Source organism: Paenibacillus medicaginis (assembly GCF_042138635.1).
In the GTDB taxonomy this organism is placed as follows: Bacteria; Bacillota; Bacilli; order Paenibacillales; family Paenibacillaceae; genus Paenibacillus; species Paenibacillus medicaginis.
In genome coordinates, this window is sequence record NZ_JBHIRY010000006.1 from 105,857 (window position 1) to 127,521 (window position 21,665).

General features: G+C 49.3%; 21 protein-coding genes. 13 read left to right on the forward strand and 8 right to left on the reverse strand.

The annotated features are described in order from the left end of the window. Positions 1-214 precede the first annotated feature (214 nt). From hemE to ACE5LO_RS08730, 9 genes are all read left to right on the forward strand, one after another. The gene (gene hemE, locus ACE5LO_RS08690) at positions 215-1,279 is read left to right on the forward strand and encodes a uroporphyrinogen decarboxylase (RefSeq protein ID WP_375519627.1); all 1,065 of its coding nucleotides are present in this window, start codon (positions 215-217) and stop codon (positions 1,277-1,279) included. Between the two features lie 34 nt (positions 1,280-1,313). Next, on the forward strand, positions 1,314-2,258 hold the full coding sequence (gene hemH, locus ACE5LO_RS08695) for a ferrochelatase (RefSeq protein WP_375519628.1): 945 nt from the start codon (positions 1,314-1,316) through the stop codon (positions 2,256-2,258). A gap of 112 nt (positions 2,259-2,370) precedes the next feature. Further along, entirely contained in the window at positions 2,371-3,738 is a 1,368-nt protein-coding gene (locus tag ACE5LO_RS08700; protein WP_375519629.1) for a CapA family protein, read from the forward strand. Positions 3,739-3,774: 36 nt separating this feature from the next. Next, positions 3,775-4,554 carry a glycerophosphodiester phosphodiesterase gene (locus tag ACE5LO_RS08705; RefSeq protein WP_375519630.1) on the forward strand — a complete coding sequence of 260 codons (780 nt, stop codon included), beginning with the start codon at positions 3,775-3,777 and terminating at the stop codon, positions 4,552-4,554. Continuing rightward, entirely contained in the window at positions 4,551-5,174 is a 624-nt protein-coding gene (locus ACE5LO_RS08710) for a fumarylacetoacetate hydrolase family protein (protein ID WP_375519631.1), read from the forward strand. The genes ACE5LO_RS08705 and ACE5LO_RS08710 overlap by 4 nt, the downstream gene beginning before the upstream one ends. 215 nt (positions 5,175-5,389) lie before the next feature. Further along, positions 5,390-6,196 (forward strand): DUF92 domain-containing protein, encoded by an 807-nt coding sequence (locus ACE5LO_RS08715; protein ID WP_375519745.1) that lies wholly within the window; start codon positions 5,390-5,392, stop codon positions 6,194-6,196. A 249-nt stretch (positions 6,197-6,445) separates the two neighbouring features. Then, on the forward strand, positions 6,446-6,886 hold the full coding sequence (locus tag ACE5LO_RS08720) for a DUF6978 family protein (protein WP_375519632.1): 441 nt from the start codon (positions 6,446-6,448) through the stop codon (positions 6,884-6,886). 13 nt (positions 6,887-6,899) lie between these two features. Then, positions 6,900-7,691, forward strand: a complete 792-nt coding sequence (locus tag ACE5LO_RS08725; protein WP_375519633.1) for a DUF1829 domain-containing protein — start codon at positions 6,900-6,902, stop codon at positions 7,689-7,691. A 250-nt stretch (positions 7,692-7,941) separates the two neighbouring features. Beyond that, positions 7,942-9,882 (forward strand): ABC-F family ATP-binding cassette domain-containing protein, encoded by a 1,941-nt coding sequence (locus ACE5LO_RS08730; RefSeq protein WP_375519634.1) that lies wholly within the window; start codon positions 7,942-7,944, stop codon positions 9,880-9,882. Positions 9,883-9,963: 81 nt separating this feature from the next. On the opposite strand, the gene ACE5LO_RS08735 is transcribed toward ACE5LO_RS08730, so the two are convergent. From ACE5LO_RS08735 to ACE5LO_RS08755, 5 genes are all read right to left on the reverse strand, one after another. After that, a complete protein-coding gene (locus ACE5LO_RS08735; protein WP_375519635.1) occupies positions 9,964-11,001 on the reverse strand; it encodes a M42 family metallopeptidase in 1,038 nt (345 codons plus the stop codon). A 16-nt stretch (positions 11,002-11,017) separates the two neighbouring features. Further along, a complete protein-coding gene (locus ACE5LO_RS08740; protein WP_375519636.1) occupies positions 11,018-11,362 on the reverse strand; it encodes a LapA family protein in 345 nt (114 codons plus the stop codon). A gap of 72 nt (positions 11,363-11,434) precedes the next feature. Further along, positions 11,435-13,225, reverse strand: coding sequence for an oligoendopeptidase F (gene pepF, locus ACE5LO_RS08745; RefSeq protein ID WP_375519637.1), 1,791 nt, complete (start codon positions 13,223-13,225; stop codon positions 11,435-11,437). Positions 13,226-13,421: 196 nt separating this feature from the next. Beyond that, positions 13,422-13,604, reverse strand: coding sequence for a hypothetical protein (locus ACE5LO_RS08750; protein WP_375519638.1), 183 nt, complete (start codon positions 13,602-13,604; stop codon positions 13,422-13,424). Between the two features lie 7 nt (positions 13,605-13,611). Beyond that, positions 13,612-13,845, reverse strand: coding sequence for a hypothetical protein (locus ACE5LO_RS08755; RefSeq protein ID WP_375355510.1), 234 nt, complete (start codon positions 13,843-13,845; stop codon positions 13,612-13,614). Positions 13,846-14,001: 156 nt separating this feature from the next. Here ACE5LO_RS08755 and ACE5LO_RS08760 point away from each other — a divergent pair, with 156 nt between their 5' ends. From ACE5LO_RS08760 to ACE5LO_RS08775, 4 genes are all read left to right on the forward strand, one after another. Continuing rightward, positions 14,002-14,199: a cold shock domain-containing protein gene (locus tag ACE5LO_RS08760; protein WP_305755326.1), complete on the forward strand. Its 198-nt coding sequence runs from the start codon at positions 14,002-14,004 to the stop codon at positions 14,197-14,199. 374 nt (positions 14,200-14,573) lie between these two features. Continuing rightward, positions 14,574-15,599 carry a tetraprenyl-beta-curcumene synthase family protein gene (locus ACE5LO_RS08765; protein ID WP_375519746.1) on the forward strand — a complete coding sequence of 342 codons (1,026 nt, stop codon included), beginning with the start codon at positions 14,574-14,576 and terminating at the stop codon, positions 15,597-15,599. A gap of 22 nt (positions 15,600-15,621) precedes the next feature. Then, positions 15,622-16,593, forward strand: a complete 972-nt coding sequence (gene pfkA, locus ACE5LO_RS08770; RefSeq protein WP_375519639.1) for a 6-phosphofructokinase — start codon at positions 15,622-15,624, stop codon at positions 16,591-16,593. A 336-nt stretch (positions 16,594-16,929) separates the two neighbouring features. Further along, positions 16,930-18,648 (forward strand): glycoside hydrolase family 13 protein, encoded by a 1,719-nt coding sequence (locus ACE5LO_RS08775; protein WP_375519747.1) that lies wholly within the window; start codon positions 16,930-16,932, stop codon positions 18,646-18,648. Between the two features lie 93 nt (positions 18,649-18,741). Here the strand turns inward: ACE5LO_RS08775 and ACE5LO_RS08780 are convergent, their stop codons facing one another. The 3 genes from ACE5LO_RS08780 to ACE5LO_RS08790 form a co-directional block, all read right to left on the reverse strand. After that, positions 18,742-19,926 (reverse strand): putative glycoside hydrolase, encoded by a 1,185-nt coding sequence (locus ACE5LO_RS08780; RefSeq protein WP_375519640.1) that lies wholly within the window; start codon positions 19,924-19,926, stop codon positions 18,742-18,744. Between the two features lie 256 nt (positions 19,927-20,182). Continuing rightward, positions 20,183-20,377, reverse strand: a complete 195-nt coding sequence (locus ACE5LO_RS08785; RefSeq protein WP_375354490.1) for a hypothetical protein — start codon at positions 20,375-20,377, stop codon at positions 20,183-20,185. A 164-nt stretch (positions 20,378-20,541) separates the two neighbouring features. Continuing rightward, positions 20,542-21,363, reverse strand: a complete 822-nt coding sequence (locus tag ACE5LO_RS08790) for a YitT family protein (RefSeq protein WP_375519641.1) — start codon at positions 21,361-21,363, stop codon at positions 20,542-20,544. Between the last annotated feature and the right edge of the window lie 302 nt (positions 21,364-21,665).

The window sequence follows — 21,665 nt, forward strand, 5'->3', positions numbered from 1 at the left end:
ATCCTTTCCGGCCGTGGAGAGGTCATTCAGATATTCATCCGTAGTCAGGGAAACCAGAAAAAAACAGTTCTTTTTAGTATAGCACACTTCATTGAAACTTTATCCAACTGTCATCGGATTGTCATCGTTCATCCGTGCCGGCTGGTTGTTACGCACTTTTAAAAAGGGCATAATGAATGTATAGGTTTTACACTCGAACTGGGGGCTCAAACCAATGACTTACAACGATAATTTTATCCGTGCATGCTTCAGGGAGGATGTGGATCACATTCCCGTCTGGTACATGAGGCAAGCAGGAAGGTACGATCCCGAGTACCGGAAAATCAAAGAAAAATACTCCCTGCTGGAAATATGCCGCCAGCCCGAGCTGGCAGCCGAAGTGTCGATGATGCCTGTTCGGAAGCTGGGTGTCGACGCTGCTATTCTGTATTCCGATATTATGAATCCCGTTGCTTCCCTTGGCGTGGACTTTGATATAGTCAAGAACGTCGGTCCGGTCATAGACCATCCCATCCGTACGGCGGCTGATGTGGAGCGTCTCAAGCCGATCGACGTGGAGAAGGATCTTTCTCATATTTTAGAGACCATTCGCATTCTTGACCGGCAGCTCGAAGTTCCACTGATTACGTTTGCCGGAGCGCCGTTTACGATTGCGAGTTATTTGATAGAGGGACGCCCGTCCAAGAGCTACATTCATACCAAAACGCTTATGTACAGCGAGCCGCAGGTATGGTTCCAGCTGATGGAGAAACTGGGCGATATGGTAATAACCTATCTTCGTGCTCATGTGGCTAGCGGAGGCAAGGCATTCCAGCTGTTTGACAGCTGGGTCGGAGCGCTGGCCCCGCAAGATTTTGAAGTATTCGTACTCCCTACGATCAAGCGGATATTTCACGAGCTGTCCGGCCTGCAGGTGCCGAAGATTTATTTTCCGGGTGTCAGCTCGGGTGAATTGCTGCCTCTACTGCGTACGCTGGAGGCTGATGTCGTGGGGCTGGACTGGCGCGTATCCATTCCGGAAGGCCGGCGGCGACTGAACAATCGCTTTGCAGTTCAGGGCAATCTGGACCCTTATGTGCTTACCGCACCTATGGAAATTATTAAACAGCATGCCCAAAAAATTATCGATGAGGGTGCTCAGGAGCCAGGCTATATTTTCAATTTGGGACACGGACTTTTTCCGGAAGCCTCGCTCGACAAGCTTAGAGAACTGACCCAATATGTGCATGAATATTCGGCCACAGTGATCAAGCAGCGGGTGGGCCAGCACAACTTGTAATCTGTCCATAAATCATACAGAGGTGATTATAAAAGTGAAGGAAACCGTAGGCGTATTGGTCATGTCGTATGGCACTCCGGAAAGCCTGGAGCAGGTAGAGGCGTATTATACGCATATCCGGCGCGGCAACGCGCCTTCTCCCGAGCAGCTCAAGGAACTGAAGGACAGATATGAAGCCATCGTCGGAGGCGTATTTCCGCTTCGTGAAAATACGGACCGGCAGGTGCACAGCCTGCAGGAGACATTGAACCGTGAAAACCGGAATCCCGATGTCGAGTTTGTGTGTTATCAGGGGTTAAAGCACGCTCGCCCCTTTATCGAGGACGGAGTAGGGCAAATGGCGGCGGACGGCATTAAGAAGGCGATCGGTATTGTGCTTGCTCCGCACTATTCTTCCATGAGCGTTGCAGGTTATATCAAACGGGCACAAGAAAAAGCGGCTGAGGCCGGCCTGGAAATGGCCTTTATCGAAAGCTATCATCTGCACCCGAAACTGATCAAGGCTCTGTCTCAAAGAGTGGCAGCCAAGCTGGATTTGTTCGAGGAAGCAGGCGCCGACCGTGATTCAGTGCAGGTATTATTCAGCGCCCACAGCTTGCCAGAACGCATTCTCTCGATCGGCGATCCATACGTCGATCAACTCATGGAAACGTCCAAAGCAGTGGCCGAAAGTGCCGGTGTAAGTCGCTGGCAGTTTACCTGGCAGAGCGCGGGTCGCACGGCTGAACCATGGCTTGGTCCCGATATTTTGGACACGCTTCATAAGTTGAGCGAGGAACAGGTAGAGGACGTGCTGGCCGCGCCCATCGGCTTCGTATCCGATCATCTGGAAGTGCTGTACGATCTGGATATTGAAGCTCAGACGGTGGCAAAGGAGCTGGATATGCGGCTGATGCGCATCGAATCCTTGAACAGCGATCCTCTATACATGGAGACTTTGAGCGATGTCATTATAGACAAATGGAAGCAATTCGATTAAAAGAGCAAAGAGAACCCCTGCCGTGTGAAGTGACCGGCGGGGGTTCTCTTTGCTGAGAGTCCTGATATATAATGAAGAAGTCTGCAGGACAATGAAATAACAAGGAGGAGTTATGCCCCCCTCAAGAATTGAGGAGCGTAAAGCTCTGAAGAAAAAGCGGCGGCAGAGCCGGATAAGGGCTGTGACCGCAATCAATCTCATACTGTTGTTTATGATTTTCGCAATGATTGGTTATTATTACATAACGGAAGGGAATGAACAGATTAGCAGGCAGATGGCGGCAAACTCCAATGCTGGAGTGACGGGTACCGATTCCGATCCCGGAACGTCTGGTAACGCTTCAGTTCCCGGGCCAGCAGCGCAGGTGCAGCAGGAATCTGAAATGGAAACGGTTCCGGAAGCCGAGCCCGATACAAGTGCTCCGGAGACGGTACAGACGACTCCGGGTCCGGCGAAGGAGGAAGGAGTTCTGGAGGAGACTGGCCCGGAAGAGGGCAGCGATACGTCAGGTGATTCGGCGGATGATACCAGATCGGACAGTGTCATTTTAAACTTCGTAGGTGACATGCAATTTTCCGGTAAAGTGGAGCAGCTTCTGCAGGAAAAGGGCTATGATTACCCGTACAAGAGGCTGGGCAGCCTGTTCAAATCGGATGATCTGACGGTAGGCAATCTGGAGACTCCTGTAACGAACGGGGGTACAGGGGCAGCAAATAAAACCTATGTATACAAATCCTCCCCTGATGCCCTTCCTGAACTGGCGGCTGCCGGCATGAATGTGGTGAATCTGGCCAATAATCATATTTTGGACCAGGGGGTCTCCGGACTGAAAGATACACTGGTTCATCTGCGTCATTACGGAATTCTGTATATGGGAGCTGGCATGAATACGAAGGAAGCTTATGCTCCTGTATATGTGAAACGAAACGGAATGACGATCGCGCTGCTCGGCTTCAGCCGCGTCATCCCCGAGGTCAGCTGGCATGCTGGCGCAAATCGCGCGGGCGTGGCGGGTGTCTACGATCCTGCGGCGGCTGTGCAGGCAATCCGGAAGGCAAGCAAGAAGGCTGATTTGGTGATCGTTACAACACACTGGGGCAAAGAACGGGCTTCCGTCCTTGAAGATCATCAGTCCGAGCTGGCCCATGCATTTATTGACGCGGGAGCGGATCTCGTTATCGGAAGCCATCCGCATGTTCTGCAAGGACTGGAGATATACAAGGGCAAATGGATAGCTTACAGCACCGGCAATTTTATTTTTTCTAAATCTGTAACGGAAGCTACCCAGGATACGGCTGTGTTCCAGGCGTCCTGTACAAAAGACGGCGCATGCGCGATGAAGCTGATCCCTTGCAGAGCTGAGCTTGGGCAGCCTGTACCGCTGTCCGGCGAGAAAGCCGCGAAAATCCTCAAGAAGGTCGAGAACATGTCTTCTTCCAATATAAGCATTGATAGCAAGGGCAGAGCGTCGGCAGGCTGATGGCACTTCAGACCACGAAGATGAAGGGGGAGCAGAATGCATAACCTCTGTGTGGCCCACCGTGGCGCTTCCTTTGCAGCGCCAGAGAATACGCTGGCTGCGTTCAGGCAGGCAATGGCATTTCCGTTTGTGAAATGGATAGAGCTGGACGTTCAGTTATCACAGGATAAGGTGCCTGTGGTTATCCACGATTTCAGCTTGGAACGCACGACTAACGGGTCAGGCCTGGTCAGGGACAAATCATGGGACGAGCTTCGCAGGCTGGATGCAGGCTCCTGGAAAAGCCCGCGTTACCGCAGCGAACCCATCCCATCATTGGCTGAGGTGCTTGATCTGTGCCGCGGCAAGGTCCGGCTGAATATCGAGCTGAAAACGTCGGGGGACATGTACCCTGGGCTGGAAGGTGCGGTGCTTCGTCAGATTGCTGCACGCGGTATGGAGCAGGAGATCGTATTGACATCGTTCGACCAGCAGGCGCTGTGCAGGGTGAAGGAGCTTATGCCGGAGGTATGCACGGGTCTGATTACCGATATCAGACCAGCGGATCTGTCGAGGAGACTTTCAGCGCTGGGCTGCTCCTTTCTATCCATGGCCTATCCGAAGATCGACGCCAGGCTGATGGCTGAAATGACGGAGCAGAGCATCACGGTGATGGCCTGGACTGTGGATCAGGTTGGGATTATACGAAGTCTTGCCTCCCTTCATCCGGACCTGATGATCTGCACCAACCGGCCTGAGGCATGGAAGCAGGCTATGAAGAGGAAAAGCTTGATTGGCAACACCATATTAACCGTGAAGAGGTGGCTGATTAGATGAACAGAGAAATTCGCAATGTTTACTGTGTGGGACGCAATTATAAGCTGCACGCGGAAGAGTTGGGCAATGCCGTGCCTGAAAAACCGATGATTTTCCTTAAGCCGTCTCATGCAGTTGTGCCCATGAATGGAGAAACGCTTCAGTTGCCTTTGGACCAGGGAGAGCTGCACTATGAAGCCGAGCTTGTTGTCAGACTGGGGCGAAGCTATGAACGGGGCATGAAGGTGGATGAATGTATCGAGGCGTTTGCGTTTGGCATCGATTTTACACTCCGTGACGTGCAGTCCGTCATCAAGCAAAAAGGCCATCCCTGGACGGCGGCCAAAGCCTTCAAAAACTCTGCTCCCCTGACTCCGTTTCTGTCGTTTGCGGGAGAAGCCGCTCTCCTGAACCATGACTTCTCCCTGCGCAAAAATGAAGTTGAGGTACAGCGCGGCAACGTGAAGGACATGATCTTTTCCCTGCAAGAGATTGCGGATTATATTGCCGATCATTACGGCCTGGGCAAGGGGGATCTGATCTTTACTGGAACTCCGGCGGGGGTCGGGCCAGTGGTCCAAGGCGATGTGCTGGAGCTCCGCTGGGCGGACGAAATACAGGGAGCTTGCACAATCGGTTAATGGAATTACTTTACAGTTAAAATCCAGGGTATCCCAAAAGGTCTGTTGATCTGGGATTCCCTTTTTTGTGTTCTGGGGCGCTCCGAGAACGAACCATTCCTCCCATCGCTGTTGTCCCCAGTTTTCCCTGGGTGACAGGCAGCATGGTATAATCATAAATAGAGCCTGCGAAAGCGCCATGGCAGGCATGGATAGATTTAACGGGAGGGTATATGGTGGACTGGTTGATTGGAGCGGCAGGAGCCCTTCTTGTTGGAGGAGCCGCATACAGGAAGAAATCACTGACTTTATCCGGTTTTGCAGCGGCTTTCATAATGGGAACGGTCTATTACGGCGCCGGTGATCTGTTCTGGTTTGGTATATTGCTAGTATTTTTTATCACGTCAACGCTGCTTTCACGGTACAAGCAGGAGCGTAAGGCGGAGCTTGAGAAATCCTATGCCAAAACGGGCAATAGGGATGCCGGCCAGGTGTTTGCCAACGGCGGGCTTGGCATGCTGCTGTGTGCAGGCTATGCTGTATGGCCGCATCCGGCGTGGATCTATCTTTTTGTCGGCGTCATGGCGACGGTCACCGCGGATACGTGGGCGACCGAGATTGGCAGCCTGAGCCGTCAGGCTCCGCGTTCCGTGCTGAATGGGCGCCCGCTTCCTCCGGGAACCTCCGGGGGCGTATCCGCTTTAGGGACCAGTGCGGCCGTGGCGGGAGGGGCTCTGATTGGGTTGAGCACGTGGCTATTCCAGTACTCTCTTGGCGGGAGCACTTTCCCCTGGTGGGCGTGGATTGTGTCTGGAGGCGTTTCGGGGGCGGCAGGAGCTTTTACCGATTCGTATCTTGGAGCGACAGTGCAGTACATGAGCCGTTGCCGGGTTTGCGGACGTGAAGTGGAGGTTGGCACCCATTGCGGCCAGGTGACGGAGAAGGCACGGGGATGGGCCTGGATGAGCAATGACGCCGTGAATCTGATCAGCTCCGTAGCAGGAGGAGTGGTCGCTTTGGCCTTGGGATACCTATGGATGTAAAGAAACATTGCATGCAGCCAATGGAGATTAAATATAAGAAATACTCAGCTAAGTAGCTAACTTTCAATTTTTTAGGCTGGTGTCCTTAAAGCGGCGCCAGCTTGTTTAAGCTTATGTGAAGCCTTTTTTGTTGTAAATACCACAAAGTACTTGTGAAATTTCATTTTTCCTCACGTATTTAAAGGTATAATTTGTCATGAATCTATAGTATTATAGACCTAATGATAAATACTAATTTAGGGGTAAATCATGTTAAGCCAAAAAGAGGCAGATGAACTTATCGAATTGATAAAGTATTTACAACAATATAATTCCGTTGCCATTCCTAGTTTAGGAGAAAAGACTCAATTAATTGCAAATAGTGTTGAGGGAGAATTTATAGTTGATATCCGGAGAGGCAGGATTGATGTATTTCAAGCAACTTTTCAAACGAGGTACAAAAAAAACATCCCTCTCATTCGACTAGACCTTGAAGGACCAGAACATCAAAACCCAGATGGTATGATTATTCCTTGTCCTCATTTACATATTTACCGTGAAGGTTTTGATTTAAAATGGGCATTCCCTGTCGAAACAGAAGCAGATTCAAATTTTCCTGACTTAGGAAACCTGGTACAGGTATTAATTGATTATTTAAAGTATAATAATATTACCAGTGTACCTACAAACATAATTGACTCAATTTTATAAGGGGGTGATTTCAATGGCTGACCTTTCATTTCAAAACAATATAAATATAGATGAACTTAAAAATCACTATCTCAATTGGGTAAAAGAGAAAACAAAATTCAGACAACTTGAGGGGGCTGTTGAAATTACCTCCCCTTTATTGGATCGTAACAATGATTACCTTCGAATTTTTGCAACTGTACAAGGTGATAATATCAAACTAACTGATGATGGGTATATAATTGATGAGTTGGAAATGTCGGGTAACGATGTTGATTCCTCACCGAGGAAAAAGGAACTCCTCAATGGGATTTTAAATGGTCTAGGGGTTAGAAGAGGGGAAAATAACGAGTTGTTTGTTATTACAAACCAAAAGGACTTTCCTATGCGAAAGCATATGTTATTACAAGCAATGATAAACGTTAATGATATGTTCTTTACATCACGATCAAATGTAAAGGCGTTATTTTGGGAAGATATTCACGATTTTTTATTTGACAATGACATCCCGTTTAATGAAAATATTAACTTTATCGGCAAAAGTGGATTCAATCAAAAATTTGACTTCTTAATTCCCAGGACGAAAAAATCTGGAGAAAAAATTGTGCAAACTATGAACAATCCTAATAAAACAAACTTGAGTGCGTTACTTTTTCAATGGGAAGATGTGAGACTTAATAGAAAACCAGACTCTCGTTTATTCGCTTTTTTAAACGACCGTGATACTAAAGGGATTAAGAGTATAGTTCAAGCATGCCTTCAGTACGAAATAACTCCATTATTATGGTCAGAGAGAAGCGAGGCTTTAAAAAAATTATCTGCATAGAACATTCTGTAGTCTTTTATTGGTCAGCCTCAACTTTGTAAACATTAAAAGAAGATCCTGATATGTAAGCTGGCGTCGAAACTCAATCGACGTCAGCTTGTTTTGTTTCTCATTCACTGTAAAAAGTTGTGATATACGTTTGTTCAATGAGCTCACGTAAAGCTCGCCTCATGTGGTAAGATAAAAGGAAGCTGTCGTGCAACTGGTCTTCTGACCAAAGCGAATAAACTAGAAAAGCAGGTATATATAGATGAATATATTAACGGTTGAAAATCTTTCAAAGAGTTATGGGGAAAAAATACTGTTCCAGGACGCTTCCTTTGGCATGGATGAACGCGATAAAATCGGTGTCGTGGGTGTCAACGGAACGGGGAAATCGACCTTTTTACGGGTGGTTGCGGGACTCGATACGCCGGACAGCGGGCAGATTGCCGTCAACAACGATGTCCGGGTTCAATATTTGGCGCAAAATCCCGATTTCGACCCGGATGTGACGGTCCTGCAGCAGATCTTTCAAGGGACGCTTCCGGAAATGAGGGCGGTAAGGGAATACATGGAGGTTATGGAGCTGCTGGAGCTGAATCCGGGCAGCGAGGAACTTCAGAGACGCTTGCTGTTGGCTAATCAGCAGATGGATGCGCTGGGGGCATGGCAGCTGGAGAGTGATGCCAAGAGTGTGCTTACAAAGCTTGGCATTACCCAGTTTGATGCCAGAATGGGGGCGCTCTCCGGCGGACAGCGCAAACGGGTAGCGTTGGCGGCAGCACTGATTCAGCCCTGTGAGCTGCTGATCCTGGATGAGCCCACCAACCATATCGACAATGATTCCGTTGCATGGCTGGAGCAGTATTTGCAGAAAAGACGCGGCGCCCTGCTGATGATTACTCATGACCGTTATTTTCTGGACCGGGTGGCTACCGTCATGCTGGAATTGGACCATGGGCGGTTGTTTCGATACGAAGCCAATTACAGCAAATTTCTGGAGCTGAAGGCCGATCGCGAAGAGAGGGAAGCCGCCTCCGAGCAGAAGCGGCAAAACCTGCTGCGCAATGAGCTTGCCTGGATCCGGCGCGGCGCCAAAGCACGCTCCACGAAGCAGAAGGCAAGAATCGAGCGATTTGAAAACCTTAAGGAGCAGCAGCCTGAGCAGCGCGGGGGCACGATGGATATGTCTGTCGCTTCAACCCGGCTGGGTAAAAAAATACTGGAGATCGACGATCTGTCCCAATCGGTTGAGGGCCGCACGTTGATTGAACATTTGAATTATACGACGGTGCCCGGCGACCGGATCGGCATCGTCGGACCGAACGGAAGCGGCAAGTCCACCCTGCTGAATATGATTGCCGGCCGAATTGAGCCGGACCGCGGACAGGTTGTGCTGGGAGCTACGGTGAAGCTGGGTTATTTCACCCAAGAGCATCAGGAGATGAACCCGAATCAGCGGGTGATTGAATATATCAAGGAAGGTGCGGAGGTCATCCGCACTGATGACGGCAGCAGCATTACAGCTGCGCAAATGCTGGAGCGCTTCCTGTTCCCGCCGAATATGCAGTGGTCTATGATTTCCCGCTTATCCGGAGGAGAGAAGCGCCGCTTGTACCTGCTGCGTGTGCTGATGGAAGCGCCGAATGTGCTGCTGCTGGATGAGCCGACAAATGATCTGGATATTCAGACGCTGGGTGTGTTGGAGGACTATCTGGACGATTTTCCGGGCGTGGTCATTTCGGTTTCCCATGACCGCTTCTTTCTGGACCGCACGGCTGACAAAATATTTGCCTTCGAGGGCGAAGGCCAGGTTCGAGTGCATGTAGGCAACTACAGCGAATATGCCGAATGGATCGCCCGCAATGTACCGGATAAGCAGCAGGCATCTGCATCATCTGGAGGAAGGCCTGGTCAAACAGAGAGGGATAAGGCTGCGGACACTGTGAAGGCTCCGGCGAAAGAAAGGCTGAAATTCAGCTATAAAGAGCAGAGGGAATATGAGCAGATCGATGAAATGATAGAGAAGGCGGAACAGCGCCTCGCCCGGATCGCTGCGGACATGGAACAGGCGTTCAGCGATTCGGCCCGGCTGCAGGAGTTGACGGCCCAACAGGCTGAAGCGGAGCAGGAGCTGGAACATTTGTTGGAACGCTGGACCTATCTGAACGAATTAGCTGAAAAAATTGAGCAAAGCAAGGGCTCATAAGTAGAGCGACAGTACTAAGGCCTCCTGGAAGACCGCCTGATTGCGGTTCCGGGAGGCCTTTTGGCCATAATGCATATTGCATTAAGTGAGGATATAAGCAGCGAGCAGGCGGGAAGTATTCAGCACCGATTGCTTATGGGTGCGCTCCATCGCATGGGAGGCATGCACCCCTGGACCGACCAGTGCGGCACGGATGTTGCTGCCACCCTTGAGCGCTGCAGACGCATCCGAGCCGTACTGCGGATAAATATCGACAGCGTGAGGGATCTCAAGCTGATGGGCCAGCTCGATCAGCCGGTTCGTCATATCATAGTCGTATGGGCCGGACGAGTCCTTGGCGCAAATGGAGACGTCCGTCTCCTTGCAGCTCAGATCATCGCCGATCGCTCCCATATCTACTGCAATCATCTCACGGATGTCAGCAGGGATATAGGCTGCGCCGTGACCGACTTCCTCATAATTGGAAATCAGCAGCTTAACATTATGCTTCGGCGTCCATTGTTCGCGTCGGCATGATTCCAGCAGCCCGAACAGTGCCGCAACGCTGGCCTTATCATCCAGGTGGCGTGATTTAACGTATCCACTTGGCGTCACGACGGCACGGGCATCGAAGGAAATGAAATCCCCCACGCCAATGCCCAGCTCCAGGACATCCTCTTTGCTTTCCACCAATTCATCAATCCGTACTTCCATGTTGCTTTCTCTGCGCTCAAAGGTACGCGCATCTGCATAGACGTGAACGGAGGGATGGGCTGACAGAATGGTGCCAGTGTAGATTTTTCCGTTCCGGGTATGGATTTGACAGTATTCATTCTCGATGCTGTTCATCATGAATCCGCCGACAGAAGTGATGCGCAGCGTTCCCTGGTTCGTCACTGAACGTACCATCGCGCCGAGCGTATCCACATGAGCGCTTAGCGCAATCGTGTTATCCGCATCTTCGCCCTTCAGCGTAATGATGGCGCCGCCTTTGGCATTCCATTCCACCGGGAACCCGAGATTGTCCGCTTCCTCGCGCACAATCTCCATCACTTCACGGGTGTATCCGCTCGGACTTGGGGTGTCCAGCAATTTCTTGAGCAAAGAAATAATGTATTCTTCATTTGGCTGAATATTCATTTATGCAGGTTCCTCCTTATTTATCCAGCCGATCTGCATCCTCTGCGGGAGATGTTCCGGCAGCGGCATCCCCTGACGTATTTTTCAATTCATCTGTTCCGGAAGTCTGGGCTGCGGGCTGCTGCTCCAATTGGCGCGTGAGACGTTTAATCTCGCGCTGTAGTTTGAACTGGCGGAACATGCCCAGCGAGCCTACGATCAGGCCCCCAAGCAGCGTACAGCCTAAAATCAACAGAATCAGCGGGATTTCGACAACCTGAAACAGCAGGTTCACCTGAACCGCTTTGACGTTGATGACGGCGAAGATTGCAGTCAGCAAAGCGATAATTAATGCAGAGATCAGAGACCATTGTAATCTCATCAGGGGCCACCTCCTTGGCTACATAAGTATAAAATCCCTTGTCCGGTGAAGGCAAGGGATTTTATGAAAGCTCTAATTCGACAGCTTTTCCATCTCCTCGATCAGTTCCTTAAATACGCTCATAGCCTCGCGGATCGGCTGTGGCGAAGACATGTCGACGCCCGCTTTTTTCAGAATGTTGATGGAGTAATCGCTGCCCCCACTTTTGAGGAAGCCGAGGTAACGGTCCACCGCCGGCTGCCCTTCCTCCAGAATCTGCTTGGAAAAGCTCGTGGCCGCAGAGAATCCGGTCGCATATTTGTACACATAGAAGCTGTTGTAAAAATGCGGGATACGCGCCCATTCCATGGCGATATCTTTATCCACGTGCATATCCGCTCCATGATACTTTACGTTCAGGTCGTAATAGATATCCGACAGCAGCCGCGGAGTCAAGGATTCACCTTGTTCCGCCCGTTCATGAATGATCTTCTCGAACTCGGCAAACATCGTTTGCCGGAATACCGTTGTACGGAACTGGTCGGCATAATAGGTGAGCAGATACATCTTTTCCTTCGGATCCTGCGATTTTTTCAGCAAGTAATCCATCAGCAAGGCCTCATTCGTCGTTGAAGCCACTTCTGCGAGGAAAATCGTATACTGGGCGTCACGGTAAGGCAGCGCGTTATCCGAATAGTAGGAATGCAGCGCGTGGCCCATTTCATGTGCCAGTGTAAACATGCTGTTCAGATTGTCCTTATGGTTCAGCAGCACATAGGGATGGGTGCCATAGGCTCCCCAACTGTAAGCGCCTGTGCGTTTGTTCTCGTTCTCATATACGTCGATCCAGCGCTCGGTGTAGCCTTTTTTCAGCGTGGCCAGATAATCCCCGCCGAGAGGCTTCAGCCCTTCCAGCGTAGTATCCTTGGCTTCATCATAGGTGATATCCATTTTGTATTCATCCACCAGCGGGGCGAACAAATCGTACATATGAAGCTCATCCACACCAAGCAGCTTTTTTCTCAGCTTCATGTAGCGGTGCAGCAGAGGAAGACTTTCATGGATCGTATCAACCAGGTTCGTATACACTTCCTTCGGAATGTTGTCGCCATAGAGGGACATTTCCAGCACGGAAGGGTATTTGCGGACCCGGGAATAAAAAATGTTCTTGGTTACATTGGCGCTGAGTGCGGCCGCAATCGTATTTTTATTGGCGGCATACGTATCGTATACCGCTTTAAAGGCCCGCTGGCGCACCTCGCGGTTGGGGCTCTCCAGGAACTGGATGTAGCTGCCATGCGTCAGTTCAACCTCGTTGCCGTTCTCATCCTTGATGCGCGGAAACTTCATATCCGCATTATTGAGCATACCGAAGATCGTCTGCGGGGCCTGCGAAAGATTGCCGACCTGGGCCAGCAGCGCTTCCTCGGGCTTGCTCAGAATATGCGCCTTTTCCCGCTTCATCTCCTGCAGCGTGAATTTATAGGGAGCAAGCTCAGGAGAGGCAATGAACTCATCCAGCTTGTTTTCAGGCAGGGATAAAATTTCGGGAGTAATAAAAGAGAGCGCTTCGCTGACTTCCACGCTGAGCTTTTTCGCTTTTTGCGACAAAGCCTGGTATGTAGGCTCCGCAGTATCTTCATCATGATGGAGATGGGCGTATACGTATACCCGTTCTGTTTTAAGGGATAGTTCATCCTCCAGCTTGAAGCAGTCGCGAACCGCCTCGGCATGATCCAGCTTACCCTGGAAGGAGGAGGCTTTCTTTGTTAACTGCTTGATTTCCTCGTATTCCTTGTCCCAGGCCTGCTGATTCGGGAACAGATCTTCCAGCTTCCAGCTGTTTTCCGGTGTTACTTCTTCACGCTTCAATACTTTACTCATATAGGGCCTCCTTTGTTCTTTCATCAGCAATGTTCGGGTTTCGGTTTTGGCATCTGCAGGCATCAGCGGAGAAAGCAGGCTGATGGCGAGCAGGATGACTAGGGGTTTGGCAGACCGCGCCATATGCATCCTCCTTTTACCATGACATGTAAGTCATAGTATGGCCTCAGGGGGAAGCAAATATAAATTGCTGCTTTTAGCTGGAACCACCTAGCATCAAACCGTATACTATAAGGAAAAAGGCAAAACAGATCATAACGACAGCTGTCAGGGCCATCCACTTCTTCAACTGGGCGGGGATGCTGTCACGCATCATCAGAAGTACGGCTCCCAGGGTAAAGGCAAGGATAATAAAAATGATGGAGTTGCTCGTATCCATCGGCGTCTTATACCTGCTTAAAAGCGTTCATAATTCGCTCCCATTCTTCCTCGTTGCCTTGAAACTCTTCCTTCGGGAAGCGGTTATTGGCCCACTGCATCAGGGCAGGGCGGCTCAGAAAAGTATGCGCTTCCTCTCCCCAGTCGTCGGAAATTTCCCGCAGGACAATGTAGCGGCCCTGAACTTCAACTGTCATCATGTTCCACTTGTCTTTTTTGTATATTTCATGCTTTTTCATCATATGCATATCTCCGTAAGTGTTTTGGTCCATAATACCGCAGACGGCAGGGAAAAACAAATCATCCCGGTAGCCAAAACATCAATTGCAATGTTGAAAATGTTGGAGTATAATATGGATATTCGCCATAGATGGCGGTATTTTTAGGAGGTTGTTCACTTGAAGGGTACAGTTAAATGGTTTAATGCAGAGAAAGGCTATGGCTTTATCTCCACTGAAGGCGGCGAAGACGTTTTCGTACATTTCTCCGCAATCCAAGGCGATGGCTTCAAGACTTTGGACGAAGGTCAAGAAGTTGAATTCGAAATCACGGAAGGTAACCGTGGACCTCAAGCAGCTAACGTAACTAAATTGTAAGAACATTTCCGGCAACGGATCTCTTATAAAGTTCGGCTGAACGTCAAAAAAGCGCAGTTTTCCCATTGGGAGCTGCGCTTTTTTTGCTTTCGCAGGTTTGACTGGTGTTAAATATACATAATGACTATAAACAGCAGGGGCTGATCATCATGGCTGTGGCTGAACGAAGTGGAAGAACGATCCATGGATGGCGCTCGGGATAAGCTTCGGAGCCTGTCGAAAAGTGACTTTCTTTATTTGTGCAAACTTGGCGATCATATTATAATAAGTTTGTTTGGATAGGTTGCGAAAAACGTAGACAAATGTGGAGGCACCGTCATTTGAATGATATTGAGCTAAGACAGTTTCAGGCTCCGCGAGGTCCCTTGGGATTGATGAACCGTATGTACAGATACATCCTTCCCGAGACACAGCGTACCCTGAAATATTGGCGCCAGACGGCTGAACAAATTCCGGATATCGAACTAAAGAAGCAGGCGCTTGCAAGTATATCAGGCAAGGCGTTTCACTGTATCGGCGGTGCGGTCTATGCGGCGGTTAACCTGCCGGCTCGCCATACGCTGATTCAGCTGATCGTCGCTTATCAGACAATCAGCGATTATCTCGATAATTTGTGCGACCGAAGCACGTCCTTGGACCCGGAAGATTTCAGACTGCTGCACCAGTCCATGCTCGATGCGGTTAATCCGGCGGCGGAGCCTGTTCATTATTATGCTTTGCGGGAAGAACAGGAAGATGGAGGATACCTGCTTCACCTGGTGGAGACTTGTCAATCATGCATACGCAAGCTTCCGGGTTATGAAGCTGCTATGCCTTATATTCTTGATCTGGCAAGGCTTTATACCGATCTGCAGGTATACAAGCATATCAAGCCGGAACTCCGGGAAGCAGCATTAATGGATTGGTGGAACCTTCATAAAGAGCGGACACCGGAATTGCGATGGAATGAATTTGCGGCGGCAACGGGCTCAACGCTAGGCGTGTTTATGCTGTTTTTGGCTGCCAGCACCCCCAATCTGACCGATTCGCGGGCAGCCGCAATTCACCGGTCGTATTTTCCGCATGTCTGCGGTCTGCATATATTGCTGGATTATCTGATCGACCAACACGAAGACCGTATAGGCGGGGATTTGAACTTTTGCAACTACTACGAAGACACGGAAACGATGCTTGACCGGATCGTGTTCATTGTAAACCGGGCGCGGACGGATGTGTCCTCAATACCTGAAAGCTCCTTCCATCGGATGATTATCGAGGGTCTGCTCGCGTTATATTTATCCGATCCGAAGGTCAGCGAGCAGCAGGAGGTCCGTCTTGTCTCAAAGGTTTTAATGAAGAAAAGCCCGCTGATGCGGTTGTTCTTTTTCGTGAACAGTCGTTGGATTCGAAGGCAATTATGAGAGAATGTAGGAGGAAATGAACATGACAGCAGTTAAGAAAATCGCAGTATTAACGAGTGGTGGAGACTCTCAGGGAATGAACGCGGCCGTTCGTGCCGTCGTGCGCAGCGGACTGTATTTCGGATTGGAAGTGTACGGCGTACAGCGCGGCTATCACGGCCTGCTGAACAATGATATTTTTCCGATGGATTTGCGCAGTGTGGGCGATATCATCCATCGGGGCGGAACGGTGCTGCAATCCGCGCGCTGCAAGGAGTTCAGAACACTGGAAGGGCAGCAGAAGGGTGCGCAAATTTTGCGCGACCGTGGTATTGACGGGCTTATCGTTATCGGCGGCGACGGTTCCTACCAGGGAGCGAACAAGCTGAGCCAGCAAGGCATCAAAACGATGGGGCTGCCGGGCACGATTGATAACGACATTTCTTTTACGGATTATACGATCGGTTTTGACACGGCGGTCAGCGTCGTCGTGGATGCCATTAACAAGCTGCGGGACACTATGTCCTCCCATGAGCGTTCTTCTATCGTGGAAGTAATGGGCCGCCATTGCGGCGATATTGCCCTTCATGCCGGACTGGCTTCCGGGGCTGAGACAATTCTGGTTCCTGAGGTTGAATTCAATATGGACGAAGTGGCAGAACGAATGAAGCAAAACTTCGCTCATGGCAAAAGACATAGTATTATTATCGTCGCCGAAGGTGTGGGTAAAGGGGAAGATGTGGCGGCAGAGCTCGTCAAACGCTTCCCGACGAACGATCCGCGTGTAACGGTGCTGGGCCATATTCAGCGCGGAGGCACGCCTACGGCATTTGACCGTAATCTGGCCAGCAGACTTGGCGATTTTGCGGTGCGTCAACTGATTGAAGGACTATCCGATAAGGCATGCGGTATTATCAAAGGCGAACTTGTTGCCACCGATATTAATACAGTAGTTAATACGAAAAAACCATTTAACATGGATCTGTATGAGCTTGCGATCCGTCTTTCCCAATAATATTATAGAGCCCGATTGGACAGGTATTATCCCTTCCGTGTGACTGTGTCAGAAGGACGCAGTTTACATGGAAGGGATTTTTTTAGATTAAAGAAAGTATAAGTTTTCAGCGAAGCTGAAGCTTTCTTTAATCGCAAGAAAAGCTACTGCTGGATGCGGTCTGTCTTCTGTGAGTTACATCGAATAGACGTTTTTCTTATGGGCAAAATGAGTGAAAAGCTTTGCAGGAGGCAGAGCCTGTTCGCAGCTGGCGGATGACAAAATTTCCTTCATTTCAGGGAGGTAAGGGTAGTGGCGACATTAGAAGAAAAAGAGGATGTCCGGCAGGAGGAAGCAATAAAAAATAAAAAGTGGTGGAAAGAAGCTGTTGTATATGAAATTTACCCCATTAGTTTTAAGGACTCCAATGGAGACGGTATAGGTGATCTGCGCGGGATTATTTCGAAACTGGATTATTTGAAGGATCTGGGTGTAGATGTGATCTGGATTTGTCCCATTTATCAGTCCCCCGGCCAGGATAACGGTTATGACATCAGCGATTATTATGCGATCAAACCGCAATTCGGCACGATGGATGATTTCGATGAGCTGCTGAAGGAGGCGCATGACAGGGGGCTTAAAATCATGATGGATCTTGTATTGAATCACACCTCCGACGAGCATCCCTGGTTCATCGAATCCAGATCCTCCAAGTCCAGTCCGAAACGGGATTATTATATTTGGCATGATGGAAAAAACGGGCTTTCCCCGAATAACTGGGAGTCTTATTTTGGCGGCTCGGTGTGGCAGTTTGATGAAAAAACAGGGCAGTATTACTTGCATCTGTATTCCAAATACCAGCCTGACTTGAACTGGAAAAACGAAGAAATGATTCAGGAACTGTACACAATGATCCGCTGGTGGCTGAAAAAAGGAGTCGACGGCTTCCGCTTTGACGCCATTGCGCATATCGTCAAAGCCAAAGGACTTCCGGATGCGGAGAATCCCAATCATTTGGAAGTAGTTCAGGCTAATCAGTTTTTTTCGAATTTGGAGCATGTTCACGACTTGCTGCGCAAGCTGAATGAAGAGGTGCTGATGGAATCCGATATTATGACCGTGGGCGAAACGTCGGGTCTTGGGCCAGAGCTCGCATTGGAGTATGTGGGAAACGAACGTAATGAGTTCAATATGGTATTTCAGTTTGAGCACATGACGCTGGATTCTCCATCGACCGGCACTGCCAGATGGGAATCCCGCTCATGGACGCTGCCGGAGCTGAAAAAAATTATGAGCCACTGGCAGACTACGTTGCATAATAAGGGCTGGAACGCCAACTATTTGGGCAACCATGACCAGCCGCGCCAGGTGTCCCGTTTTGGTAATGACAAAGAATATCGGGTGGAATCCGCGAAGATGCTGGCCACGTTTTTGCTGACAATTGAGGGTACCCCTTATATATATCAAGGGGAAGAAATCGGCATGACGAATACTTCCTTCCAGCATATTGAAGATTACAAGGATATCGAAACACTGAATTTCTACAAGCTGTCACAAATTCAGCAGGTACCTGAGGAAAAAACGATGGCTGCAATCCATGCGAAAAGCCGGGATAACGCCCGCACCCCTATGCAGTGGGATGCCAGTGAAAATGCGGGATTTTCGGACAGCAATCCTTGGATTAAGGTCAATCACAACTACAAGGAAGTCAATGTTGAAGCAGCTCTCAAGGACCCTAACTCCATATACCACCATTACCGTAAGCTGCTTGCCCTGCGCAAGCAGCATAAAGTGCTGGTTTACGGGGAATACACACTGCTGCTGCCGGAGGATCCGGAATTGTATATCTATACACGGACACTTGCTGAGGAATGTCTGCTGGTCGTTTTGAACTTTAGCCATGCCACCGTTGAATTTGAGTGGCCGGATCAGCCTGCATATGATGAGAGAGAGCTGCTAATCGGCAATTATGAAGGGCTGCCGGAGGAGAATGAAAAGAAAAAAACACTCCGGCCCTATGAAGCCAGAGTGTACAAATTAATTAAGAAGAAGGCCCCAAAGATCCATTGTCCCTAAACCGGCGCCTCGGGTGTCGTAAAGGTTCTATTCATTGCAGTGCATCCTTTATAAATTTAAATTCCATAAGCATGAATAATAATGGCTGTAAGATTAATAATCGACACCAGGGGTATATCGGTTCGAGGCGTTCCAGAGTAAATATTCATCAACACCCGCTTCCTTCATGGCACGAATCTGGTCTTTGATCTGCTTCTTTCCGTATTTGATATAATGGCTGCTGCCGAGCCAGCTGGCTGTAAAATCCTGAATCCATGGACGGATGACAGGCTTCAGATCTTTGGTGGCTTCAAGCTTCTTATGCGTGTCTTCCATGGAGCCTTTGATGACCTTGTAAGGATTTTTATCGGGGTCCTTAACACCATACCAGCCTGTCGAGTAGTGGCTTGGATAGACCATGGGCGAAATGACATCCACGTTCTCCGATATTTTTACAAAGTCCTGTCCTATGCCCTCCGCTGCAGGGACAGATGCCGCGTATCCGAAAATATCCACCGATACTCTGACACCCAGGGGTGCGAGCTGCTTGCGGGCATACTGGACAAACTCCGCAACGGCATCCACCCGCGATTTATCGGTTTTGACGTAGGTTAGCTTGCCGGCCTTCTTCTCAAAGCCTTCCGGAAAGCGCACATAGTCAAACTGGATTTCCTTAAAGCCAAGTTTGGCCGCTTCCTTGGCAATTTCAATGTTGTAATCCCATACTTCCTTGCTGTACGGATTTACAAAGCTGTCGCCGCCGCCATTCTTCCATAAGGAGCCGTCCGGGTTGCGGAAGGACAGCTTCGGATTTTTCTTGGCAAGGACCGTATCCTTAAATACGACGATACGGGCAATAGGGTAGACGTTATGCTTATTCAACCGGGTCATCAAAGCCGAAATATCCGTGATAAAAGGCTGGGGTTTGCCCATTTTCTTCAGCTTTGCATTTGGCGTCGGGTAGGTTATGTATCCCGCATCGTCCTTGATATCAATGACCATGGAGTTCAGCTCCGTGTCATCCAGCAGCTTGAGCAGCTTGGCCATGCGTTCTCCGCCGGCGCTGTATGCGGTCACGTAAATTCCCTTTACGCGTGGCGCTCCCGGCTGCGGGTCAACCTTGGCTGGAGGATTGTCTGCGTTCACGACAGCAGCGTCTGCTCCCTGTGATCGGATGATTGCACTGTTGATCGCCGTCTCCAAAGAGGACTTTACAGACGTACCGCCTGCCGTGTCTCCCGGATCTCCCGTTCCTCCGAGGGCCCCAAATATGACCATGATTGCCCATAAGATGTTCATCTTTACGAATTCTCTCCCTTTCTTGCTATGTCTACCTGATTATACTAGATGTTTTTTGTCGAAAAAGGACATGTTTGTAACCATTCATACAACGATCAGGCTCTGACATGCCAGAATATCTATACCCTTTATTGGATGACTGAAACGGCCGATGATATGCATGTCCAAAACAAAAAAAGCCGCTGTACCCCGCAGGAACAGTCCTGCGGTGCAGCGGCGTGTCGTACATTATTTTAGCTGAGGCCTTGCCAGAAAATTAGTGAAGAAAAGAATGGTTCTGGTGTTCGCAAATGCTGTACTGAATAATCTCCATAGCATCATCGGCTTCGAGAATACCGATGCCGTCCCTGAGCACAATCCGGGAGTTGAGCTCATTCTCCCTGAGAAAAGGAAGCATTTCAGGAAACCACTTCATTACGATGTCGGATAGTTTTACAGTCTCCATTTCCACAAAAATCACCCTTTCCTGTTTCTGCTCGGAATCATTCACAATGAATCATTCAGTGCGCAAATCGGAAAAGCCGAGGCCCTGTGAAAAGCCGGAAAAGCTGGTCTTAGTGGAACCGTGCACTATAAGTGTAACATAAATCAGTTCATTCGTGCACGGATAGCTGATTATCTTCTCTGAAAAGCACCCATCACACCTACCGTTTCCACAATATTAACAAATGCTGCGGGATCGGATTCCTTGATGATCCTTTTCAGCTCAGCAAGCTCATATCTGGTCGTTACCGTCATTAGCATATCCTTTTCCTTATGGGAAAAGGCGCCTTCGATCTTGATTTTACTGACCCCGCGCGGAAGGGTAAGCAGGCGGGACAGCATTTCTTCAGTCCGGTCAGTAATAATATACACCGTTACTTTGGTATGACTCACATGAATAATATCGACGACTTTGCCGGTAATAAAAATGGATACCATGGAGGCAAGCGCAGTATTCCAGTCATCACTTAAATAGCCTGCTGCAAGAACAACTAGTCCATTCAGACCTACAAGGACCGTGCCGACAGGAAAATCACGGTAGCGGGTTACAATCGAGCCTACAATATCGAAGCCGCCGGAGGAGCCACCGACATGAAACGAAATGCCTGCACCAATGCCGACAAGCACTCCGCCGAATACGGAGGCAAGCAGGGCATCCGAGACAAGCGTGCCCACAGGAATGACAGCGATCAGCCAGGTGGTGGCGACAACGGACAGGATGCTTAGTCCGATGAACCTTCTGCCCAGAATGAATAAACCCGCCAGCAGAATGGGAATGTTGAACACGAAGTACATCACGCTGAGATTCGCACTTGTAAAATACCCGACAAGCATGGATAAGCCGGAGACACCCCCGCTGAGCAGGTGATGCGGGACCAAAAACAAATTAAAACCGCTAGCGATGGCAGCGGCACCGAGAATGATAACAAAACTGTTCCAGGCCAACCTTGGCACGGTGAAGTTCACCTCATTTAAAGATGTGTAAACCAGCTTGCTGGTAAAATTGATTTGTTTTATGCTATAATGCGATGTGGATATTCTTGAGTAGGGAGCTATTTCCAAGCTGAACGCTTTAAATTTGAAATGCTTCACTGGCACTCAGACGTATTTTTTGAAAAATGTGATAAGGTCATTCCTCTGTGATGCGGAAATACATGGTTCGTACGGATGAAAATGAGCTGTAATCTGCCGCTGCTGCAGGGAAAACCTATACCATAATACTGCTACTTAAGAATACAGACAAGACCGCGGATTGT